Here is an 8,504-nt window from a genome sequence, read left to right as displayed (position 1 = left end):
ACCTATCACTACATTTAATCCACTGTATATTTTTTATGGTCTCCTCATAATGATTTAGAATCAATTCTTCCATTTCTTTATCAGATTCATCACTCATTATCATTTTCCTATATTCAGGTAATAAAAAGCCCCGCATTGGCGAGGCTGGTATTTGGTAGTGTTTTATTCAAACTGATAGAATAAAAGGGTAAAAATTTCTCTGGTAAATAATAAGGCAATTATTGTTGGTGATATTAATATCAATGAAAATAAGGCGAATAATATTTTGGTTAGTTTTCTTTTGGCTTTTTTAGCAAATAAGAAAGCAAAGAATAATCCTAAAGGAAAGCTAATAAACCATAGCACGCTGGCATATAAGAAATATACCATGCTAATCCAAAATATCATCAATATTAATGATGATATTGGTTCTGGCATTGCTTCTATTACATCAAACACACATATTCCCTCATGAATCCCATTGTCTAATCCATGAATATATCAGAGTCACTCACCACAGCCCACTCGGAAATGAGCTGGAGTTAGTCAACTGAGCGCCATCCATTCACGATAGTACTTACGTTCGACCCAACACAGTTTTGCCAAACGACGACGAATTTCAGAACGCGGCGCTTCGGATATAGCCCACTGACGATAGCGTTCAAATTTTTCTTTATGTTCAGCCACAAATTTCATTGATGGAGTCATTTTTATTTCCTTTCAGAATTAATATTGTTTATTTGGAATGAGCTGGAGTTAGTTGCCTGATTTGATAACCCACTCAGGCGGCGTGGGCTTCCTCGCATTCCCCAATGTCAAGAAGTTGGTTATAATTCGATCTCCCTAATGTCAAAAGGATTTATGTATGAGTGAGAATATCGAAAATATCCAGATTGGATTTATCTGCCCTCAGTGCGGAAGTAAGCAGTTCGAATTTCAGTCCGAAGTTAAGACACTGGATGAACTTGAGGGAACCATCTGTCATGGTTGCAAAAGAGCCGTTACTAAGGATGATGTCATCGCACATAGTAGACAGATTGCTAAGCAAAAGGCCGAAGAAATGATCCGCGCCGCCTTCAAAGGAAGTAAATTCAAAATTAGATAATATATCTTTTAACTCCTCCAATTGCTTTTGCATACCGCTGGCATCCAATTCAATTTCAATGGATGCCTTTTTGTTTTTATCCATCACGCCCTCACTATTACCATTGTTAATTTAATGTGCCTGCATATTTAACCACCTCAGGCGGCAGTGGTTTCTTGCATTCCCCAACGCGAAGGAATCGGTTAGAATAAATTCCCTACAATAATGAGAATAAAATTTAATCTATGGATAGAATTCAGTGGAAAAAGATTGCCGGCTGGTTGGCTAAGAAAGCTAACAAATCGAACTTTGCTTTTTTGGGTTACATCCTGTTAATAGTGTTTCGTCCTGAGCCACTCGAATTATGGCTACGCGAACACTATCCTAGTGTTTCGCCAGAAACCTTTGCTTATTTCGTTACGATGTACTTTATCAGCATGGCTATAGTTTATATTCCATCAATGCTGATTAAATATCTGAGAAAGAAAATCTCACCTCGCCGTCACCCCGCCTGACTCCAATATCCTATTCCTAGCTCTTTGCTTGGTTGAGTAAAGAGCTACGTCACTCATGCAGCAATTATCAAAACTGGGTGTTGGTTCTTGTTGATTGTCGGAACACATGTCTTTATTGAGTTCCACAATAAGATGAGCGTAAATATCATTTGAATTTACAATTCTATCCACTGAGCGGCTTTTTGGTTTAGCTTCATGTTTAGCCCGTTTGCTATCCCAAAACGCCATTTGCTTTGCTAAACGGCGTGACTTTGCATTGTCTTTTTTGGGTGGGGCTTCTTTTTTGGTCGCAGGCTTTACCTTAATCGGCACTGAGCCTTTCCCTTTGCTATCCGTTCCCCTAAGAGAAGCTGGACGAATTTCATTAACCATATTTACCTCCTCTAAGTAAGTTTTTGCTGTGGTCTGCCACACAGAAACCTACTCAGTGGGTTGCTCTAACACATATTCAGAGCTGGGTACTTCCCGTTTTGTTAAAGAGCGGTACTGCATTTATCTTTGGCTGTGTGCCTTGGATATGCTCATTTAAAACTATAGTTGTTTTATTGTCAACAACTGTAGTTGTATTTATTTTTTATTTTGGTTGTTTTTGTGTTGTTTAGGTTGTTTTTAAAGGGAATTTTTTTGTATGTTTTTTCTGATGTGTGATTGCGGTCGCGAATTAACCAAGGAAAGGATAGGTGGGCACAAAAAAGCCCTCGCGGGGAGGGCTGGGGATATATTGATAGATATTTAAGCTGCGAGTCGGTGAACCCATGCTTCTCTTCTAGCAAATGGTAAAACATGACTGGTTTCATTAAACAATAATGATAATTGTTGAATTTGATCACCTATAGAATCGTTATCAACAATAACATATCTGTTACTCAAGTCTGAATTAGCGTTTTTAAGGTCAATTAGTTTACCAAGCAAGGAGTAAGCGCTGTTCCAACTGCTATTTTTTTTCACACTGGATGTGAAAATATACTTAGGTGTTAGTGTGTTAATTGTCACTGGTACAGTTATTTGGTGTCCACTCATACCCATAACTGAGCTTCGCAAATAAATAATATCTTTTAGTTCAGTATGATATAAAAAGTCTATAACTTGACCTTCAAATTTTTCTGTTTGCACTGGTTGGTGCCAATCTTGTGATAAAGTAGATGCTATAATTCCAGCTCGAATGACATCGGAGGTTACAGAGCCAACAGTATCTTCTGTCGCCCAGCCAATAATTTCACCCCTATCATTCAATTCAGAGCCTTGGTTCTTTAGAAAGGATCTGATTTCCTCAATCCTTTTTTTCGTAAGTGAAATCCCTCTAGCTTCCATATTCATTAAAGCATCACATCTATCACTTATTAGATATTTACCATTTATCTCTTTGACAAAGGCACCAACATGCTCACCATCATCACAATAAGTGAATGGGCTAATTATTCTCAGTAGTTCAGAGCCAATTGGATGGCACTCGAACCCGAGATTTGATATCACGGTTGAGCACATCATAACGGTAGTCCTATTTGTCCAGAATCATTTTCTAAAGGTAATGGCAATTTCCCTATACAAATAATGTTTAATTTCTTACAGAAAAAATCCCAATAGCCAAGCAAATCATCTGGTTTTATGTTGCTTTTGATTGGAAACCCTATATTACTATAGTGCCCTGCTTCTTCGTAGTAAACATGATAATGAGCACCTAATACATACTCTTTAAAGTCTGGGTGGTCTATTGTGTAACGATTTGTATGTCCATCAAATGGATATGTATCAACAGCAAAAACTCGTTTTTTATTATAAAAAGCTACAATATTTATCTTTGGATAAACCGGATCGCCTTCCTGTTTAGGTTCATGATCAGGTTTCCACTGGATAAGAATGGACAGCCCTTGAATAGGTATTCCATCAGAGTCAATTGGGAGCAGGTTCATTTGTAACCATAAAAAAGGTTTGTTTGGAGGCGGTTTGTCTCCCCATCTAACACCAGTAAAATCGACCTGCTTTTTACAGTAAAGTACATCATCAACTTCTGCCTGACTAGGCAGGTAATCTGTAGATTTTGCCACTGTCAATTATCCATTTTATCTATCACCACTAGAACATGTCATTAGAACATTGAGGCTGAATCATCTTACCCTATATCACTATTGTTAATCTTTTGATCGAAAATTATCTGATTTGTGATACAAGGCATAAGGCCGCGAGGTGCGGCCTACAGTGTTAACCGTGAAATTTGTATGCGTGTGATTGACTAACTAAAACTTTTCCTTGAATAAAAAGCTCACTAATTTCACTCTCATCCAAGTACCAAGTTTCATATTTCTTGTTATCTGAAATAATCGCCATTTTTTTATACTGTAGCTGTAATCTCTTTATATATAGTTGATTACCAAGAACAAAAATATATATGCCATCCCCATCAAAATAATTTATTGAAATGTCAACAAATATTTGATCTTTAGTCTCAAATGTACCGGACATTGAGTCACCATTAACAGCAATCATTTTTATGTTTTTTGCCGGCCTACCCCCAAACAGTGATTTCGCTTCTCCGCTTGTGTATTCAATAGAAAAAATGGTTTCAATAAATTCATCTCGAACCATAACGCCTTTTCCCGCACTTGCTTGCACATCAAATACTTCAACTTTGTAGTATTGGGAATCGCGTTTGATTTCATTTTCTATGGAAGAACTCGCGAGGCTTCCTAAAGTGGCACCAGAGTCTTCTCCAGTACCAGAAAGCCATTCAGGGCTAACGCCAAGAGTCTTAGCTATATCAATCAGCTTTGTTGAGCTTGAAGCACGTCCTCCTTCCAATTTTTGGATGGAAGCTTGAGTAACGCCTACACGCTCTCCTAACGCCTTTTGCGATAGGCCCGCTTGTTTGCGTGCTTTTTTTAATCTTTCTGCCAGTGTCGTTTTCATATATGCAAAATACAACTTGGGTTGTGTTTTTTCAAACGAATTTAGTTGTTGTCAAATAACAACTATAGTTTTATATTATCTGTACATAACAACGGAGGTTTTCATGAACCATGTAATTAAAACCGCTATTGATGTCGTTGGGTCGCAGAAAAAGTTAGGTCTGGCGTGCGGCATAACGCAACAAGCGGTCTATAAGTGGCTACATAACAAATCAAAGGTTTCTCCTGAATATGTTAGCCAGATCGTAAGTGCTACAGGAGGGAAAGTTAAGGCTCATGAAATTCGGCCTGACCTTCCGCACTTATTCCCAGTGAGATAAATACAGAAATACCTATATCGCTCTTTAACATCCTAGACAGCAATACCCACCCTGAATACGTGTTAGGGCAATTCACCATCATCTATCTAGCATAGTTGATATTTTCGTTCATTTATTAAACAAAACTAAACATTAGGAATTTTACGCATGGACATTACAGAAGGGACAAAAAGAAAAACCCCAGTTGCGGCAACAACTGAGGTCTCTGAAATGCAACTTGAGATGTCGATTTAACGACGGAGAGAAGGTATGCAAGCCCCTCAAAACAACATTTCAACGAGGTAATTATACATGAAAAATCAATTTAGTGATAGGGAGGTCGTATGAATACAGCGGAGGTTTTTGATTTCAATACGGCTAAAAAAATCAGGAGCAACAGGATGGAGAACCAGAAGTCTGGTTTTATCCCGTTGTACCGGAGCATTAGAAATAAACCGTGGGCTAAAGACGTATTTCTCAGAACGCTGTGGGAAAATTTGCTTATGGATGCAGCCAGACAACCCTATACAGCTAATTTCAAGGGCAAGATATGGCCTTTACAACCCGGCCAATTAGTCGTAACGGCGGCTGATCTGGGGCTATCTCTGTGTGACCGCAACGGGAAGCCAACCAGTCGTGATGCAGTAGAACGGATGCTGGCATTTTTTGTTAAGGAAGGGATGATTTCCATCGAAGGAGAGAAGCGAAAAGGCAGAGTGATCACCATCACAAACTATAGTGATTATGCTGAAAAAATAGACGATTTACCCGCACATAAAGGCGCACATAGAGGCGCACATGACGAGACCAGTAATGACGCGGCCTCAGACACCACCCCCGCACATGAAGGCGCACATAACCCCGCACATCATGAACAAGAATATATATCTAATAATAAATTATTAGATGATCGTCCGAGAAAATCTAAATCGCCTGGCAAGGCAAATCCTGATGCTGCTGTCCGTTCACCTAAAGGCGATAAGTGGGGGGATGCTGACGACCTGAAAGCGGCTGAGTGGATATTCCAGAAAGTGCAGATAGCCAAGCCCAATGCTAAACAGCCTAACTGGGCATCATGGGCTAATGACATTCGACTGATGAGGCAGTCCGATAACCGAACCCATGCCGATATCTGTCGCCTGTTCAAATGGGCCAATCAGGATGTGTTCTGGTACTGCAACATCCTGTCCCCGGCCAAGCTGCGGGAAAAATGGGATACGCTCGAATCACAGAGTATGCAGCCCAACCGTAAACAGATCACCAACTCTACCTCAGAATCATCCAGCAACTGGAATACTGCTGAGGCATGGGGGGATTTCCTATGAATCGTAATCTGGTTAACGCCATTACAAATCGTGATGGTACGGCATTGTCTCGACTGTCAGATGGTTATCAGTCTAATAATCAGCCCGTGGTGAATGAAAATGCCGAAAAATTGGTTAATGCTCTGTTCAGGCAACTGAAACAGGTATTCCCTGCTGCAACACAAACTAACCTGCGGAATGAGTCCGATGAGAATTTGGCTAAACAACAATGGATCGCCGCATTCGCTGAGAACGGCATTCGTACCAAAGAGCAACTATCTGCGGGAATGCGACATGCCAGAGCCAGTGAATCCCCGTTCTGGCCATCACCCGGACAATTCGTCCAGTGGTGCAAGCAGGGCAGTATTCAGAATGCAGGATTGCCGGACGAATCAGAACTGTATGACATGGTGATGACCTACAGTGCCAAACGTGGGCTATACAGCTCCCCAGAGCATTACCCGTGGTCGTCTCATGCGTGTTACTGGATGGTGACAAAACTCTACTCTCAAATGATGGGATTGAACCTGAGTGAGTCGGAGTTACGCAAACGATGTAAACAGGAGTTAATCAGCATGTCACGCCGGATGGAATCAGGAGAACCGATCCCTGAGCCAAAAGTGCAGCTTGTCGAATTACACCTGCCAACCAGCAATGAACGGGCATTAAATCATCTGGCTGAAATCAGACGTAAATTAAATTTAAAACCCCACAAGAAGGACTTTTGAGATGAAAATAAAACAACTACAACAACAAATTCACCAGCAAAATGTTGATGCTGGTTGGTGGGATAATCCCCGTGAACGCGGAACATTGCTCTGTTTAATCCACTCCGAAATCAGCGAGGCAATGGAGGGGGAGCGCAAAAATCTGATGGACGATCATTTACCACATCGCCCTATGGCTGAAGTGGAGTTGGCCGATGCTGTTATCCGTATTCTGGATTATGCAGAGGCATTTGGTTATGACATTGAGGGCGCGATTGCTGAAAAATTAGCATACAACAGGCATCGGGCAGACCATAAACGAGAAAATCGATCTGCTGCTGGCGGTAAGGCATTTTAATGAAAATGAAAATCAAAACGAGTGAGTTGACAGGCCGTGCGTTGGATTATGCGGTGGCAATGGCTCAGGGATGGGAAAAGATGGCAGGTTATAACGGCTATTCCACACCTAATGGGATAGTGATAGCACCTGAATACATTCCGTCATGGGACTGGGCACAGTGCGGGCAGTTGATTGAGGAATATTGGATTGAATTCAAATGGGTCACTGATGCAACTATTGAGGCTCATTCTTATCTGCTAGATGGAGCTGTAGCATATGGACATAGCCATTTAGAGGCGGCGTGTAGATTAGTTGTATTAGGCAAAATCGGCGACGAAGTTGAGATTCCTGATGAGCTGATGGAGGGGGTATGATGTGGTATGTGTATTTATCGGCAATGATTTTCAATCTGGTATTCTCAGTGTTTATACTCAGATTGTTATATGAATTATCGATAGCATTTATCAGAACTGCCAGTGCGACCAGATGGTCAGCCCGTTGTGCTGAATGCCGTAATCCAATCAAAATTATCAAACACTTTATCGGTATATTTCCTGTAACGGAAAGCACAACGCGGATCCATTCAAAATTTGGTGAATGGCGCGGTGTTGGTGATTGGATTGTATACGCGGAAAATGGCGAGGAAGAATCATGACAGACGAACTCAAACCGTGTCCATTTTGTGATGGAGAATCCGATGTCGCTGAGGAATATAGCGGTAAATACTTCATCTACTGTAGTGAATGCTCAGTTGAACAGACCGAACCATCAAAAACTGAGGAAGAGGCCATCACAATCTGGAACCAGAGGGCAAATAACGGAGGTTAGATGTCATCCAAAACATACTATCTCAGTAATAAATCCATCCAGCAAAACGTTATCGAAGCAATCAAGAATTTGCCGCTAGACCCCAAGAAACCCTACGAAATTAAACTCTCTGAACCTAAGCGCACTAACGCTCAGAATCGCAAAATGTGGGCAACGTTGGGTGATATCGCAGAACAGGTTCAATGGGATGGCGAATGGTACGACAGCGAAGACTGGAAAGATTTAATTACTGTGCTGAACAAACAAACCAAAGGCGAAGCACGGCGTTCTGCCAGAGGGTTAGGCGGCGGTATCGTGTTTTTCGGGATGCGTACCAGCAAAATGAAGGTGGGTGAAATAGCTGAGGTTATCGAATGTGCCCACTGGTTCGGTGCAGAGAGAGGCGTGGTATTCAGTGACGAGGCCAAACGAGAACTGGAGTGGGCGCAGCGATTCGGCGATAAACAGAAACTCAAGAAGGAGCAGGAACGGTGAACGAAATCAGAAGCGGAAATTACCTGAAAATCGATGGCGATCAGTATCAGCGTATTTTTGTGGTTGGCGAC

The 8,504-nt window shown here is 41.3% G+C and carries 16 protein-coding genes; 10 read left to right on the top strand and 6 right to left on the bottom strand.

Features of this window, described 5'->3' with window-relative positions; translation table 11 throughout:
- Positions 1 to 162 precede the first annotated feature (162 nt).
- Together Xhom_RS12435 and Xhom_RS30195 are read right to left on the bottom strand one after the other, a co-directional pair.
- Positions 163 to 438, bottom strand: coding sequence for a hypothetical protein (locus Xhom_RS12435; protein WP_069315395.1), 276 nt, complete (start codon positions 436 to 438; stop codon positions 163 to 165).
- Positions 439 to 525: 87 nt separating this feature from the next.
- On the bottom strand, positions 526 to 687 hold the full coding sequence (locus Xhom_RS30195; RefSeq protein ID WP_157104592.1) for a hypothetical protein: 162 nt from the start codon (positions 685 to 687) through the stop codon (positions 526 to 528).
- A 157-nt stretch (positions 688 to 844) separates the two neighbouring features.
- Between Xhom_RS30195 and Xhom_RS45840 the strand changes: the two genes are divergently transcribed.
- Entirely contained in the window at positions 845 to 1,084 is a 240-nt protein-coding gene (locus Xhom_RS45840; RefSeq protein WP_418384819.1) for an ECs_2282 family putative zinc-binding protein, read from the top strand.
- Positions 1,085 to 1,308: 224 nt separating this feature from the next.
- Positions 1,309 to 1,578 carry a hypothetical protein gene (locus Xhom_RS27115; protein WP_069315397.1) on the top strand — a complete coding sequence of 90 codons (270 nt, stop codon included), beginning with the start codon at positions 1,309 to 1,311 and terminating at the stop codon, positions 1,576 to 1,578.
- Here Xhom_RS27115 and Xhom_RS12425 read toward each other — a convergent pair.
- The 4 genes from Xhom_RS12425 to Xhom_RS12410 all read right to left on the bottom strand — a co-directional run bounded on the left by Xhom_RS12425 (position 1,555) and on the right by Xhom_RS12410 (position 4,482).
- Positions 1,555 to 1,950: a hypothetical protein gene (locus Xhom_RS12425; RefSeq protein WP_232326244.1), complete on the bottom strand. Its 396-nt coding sequence runs from the start codon at positions 1,948 to 1,950 to the stop codon at positions 1,555 to 1,557. The two genes, Xhom_RS27115 and Xhom_RS12425, sit on opposite strands and share 24 nt — an antisense overlap.
- Before the next feature lie 360 nt (positions 1,951 to 2,310).
- Positions 2,311 to 3,066, bottom strand: coding sequence for a DUF1828 domain-containing protein (locus Xhom_RS12420; RefSeq protein ID WP_069315398.1), 756 nt, complete (start codon positions 3,064 to 3,066; stop codon positions 2,311 to 2,313).
- Positions 3,063 to 3,623 (bottom strand): hypothetical protein, encoded by a 561-nt coding sequence (locus tag Xhom_RS12415; protein WP_069315399.1) that lies wholly within the window; start codon positions 3,621 to 3,623, stop codon positions 3,063 to 3,065. Before Xhom_RS12415 ends, Xhom_RS12420 begins: the two co-directional genes overlap by 4 nt.
- A 154-nt stretch (positions 3,624 to 3,777) precedes the next feature.
- On the bottom strand, positions 3,778 to 4,482 hold the full coding sequence (locus Xhom_RS12410; RefSeq protein ID WP_069315400.1) for an XRE family transcriptional regulator: 705 nt from the start codon (positions 4,480 to 4,482) through the stop codon (positions 3,778 to 3,780).
- A 103-nt stretch (positions 4,483 to 4,585) separates the two neighbouring features.
- On the opposite strand from Xhom_RS12410, the gene Xhom_RS12405 reads away from it, so the two are divergent.
- The 8 genes from Xhom_RS12405 (at position 4,586) to Xhom_RS12370 (ending at position 8,433) form a co-directional block, all read left to right on the top strand.
- Entirely contained in the window at positions 4,586 to 4,801 is a 216-nt protein-coding gene (locus Xhom_RS12405; RefSeq protein WP_069315401.1) for a transcriptional regulator, read from the top strand.
- A 380-nt stretch (positions 4,802 to 5,181) separates the two neighbouring features.
- Positions 5,182 to 6,105 carry a replication protein gene (locus Xhom_RS12400; RefSeq protein ID WP_069318394.1) on the top strand — a complete coding sequence of 308 codons (924 nt, stop codon included), beginning with the start codon at positions 5,182 to 5,184 and terminating at the stop codon, positions 6,103 to 6,105.
- On the top strand, positions 6,102 to 6,812 hold the full coding sequence (locus Xhom_RS12395) for a replication protein P (protein ID WP_069315402.1): 711 nt from the start codon (positions 6,102 to 6,104) through the stop codon (positions 6,810 to 6,812). The genes Xhom_RS12400 and Xhom_RS12395 overlap by 4 nt, the downstream gene beginning before the upstream one ends.
- Before the next feature lies 1 nt (position 6,813).
- Positions 6,814 to 7,149, top strand: coding sequence for a nucleoside triphosphate pyrophosphohydrolase family protein (locus Xhom_RS12390; protein ID WP_198148735.1), 336 nt, complete (start codon positions 6,814 to 6,816; stop codon positions 7,147 to 7,149).
- Positions 7,149 to 7,505, top strand: a complete 357-nt coding sequence (locus Xhom_RS12385) for a phage protein NinX family protein (RefSeq protein ID WP_069315403.1) — start codon at positions 7,149 to 7,151, stop codon at positions 7,503 to 7,505. Before Xhom_RS12390 ends, Xhom_RS12385 begins: the two co-directional genes overlap by 1 nt.
- Positions 7,502 to 7,786, top strand: coding sequence for a hypothetical protein (locus Xhom_RS12380; protein WP_145957450.1), 285 nt, complete (start codon positions 7,502 to 7,504; stop codon positions 7,784 to 7,786). The genes Xhom_RS12385 and Xhom_RS12380 overlap by 4 nt, the downstream gene beginning before the upstream one ends.
- Entirely contained in the window at positions 7,783 to 7,959 is a 177-nt protein-coding gene (locus Xhom_RS12375; protein WP_084022964.1) for a Lar family restriction alleviation protein, read from the top strand. The genes Xhom_RS12380 and Xhom_RS12375 overlap by 4 nt, the downstream gene beginning before the upstream one ends.
- Positions 7,960 to 8,433 (top strand): recombination protein NinB, encoded by a 474-nt coding sequence (locus tag Xhom_RS12370; RefSeq protein WP_069315405.1) that lies wholly within the window; start codon positions 7,960 to 7,962, stop codon positions 8,431 to 8,433.
- Positions 8,434 to 8,504: the final 71 nt, after the last annotated feature.

Source organism: Xenorhabdus hominickii (genome assembly GCF_002632725.1).
Classification (GTDB): domain Bacteria; phylum Pseudomonadota; class Gammaproteobacteria; order Enterobacterales; family Enterobacteriaceae; genus Xenorhabdus; species Xenorhabdus hominickii.
Note: the sequence above shows the minus strand (reverse complement) of the source record. Positions and strands in the feature narration are given on the sequence as shown.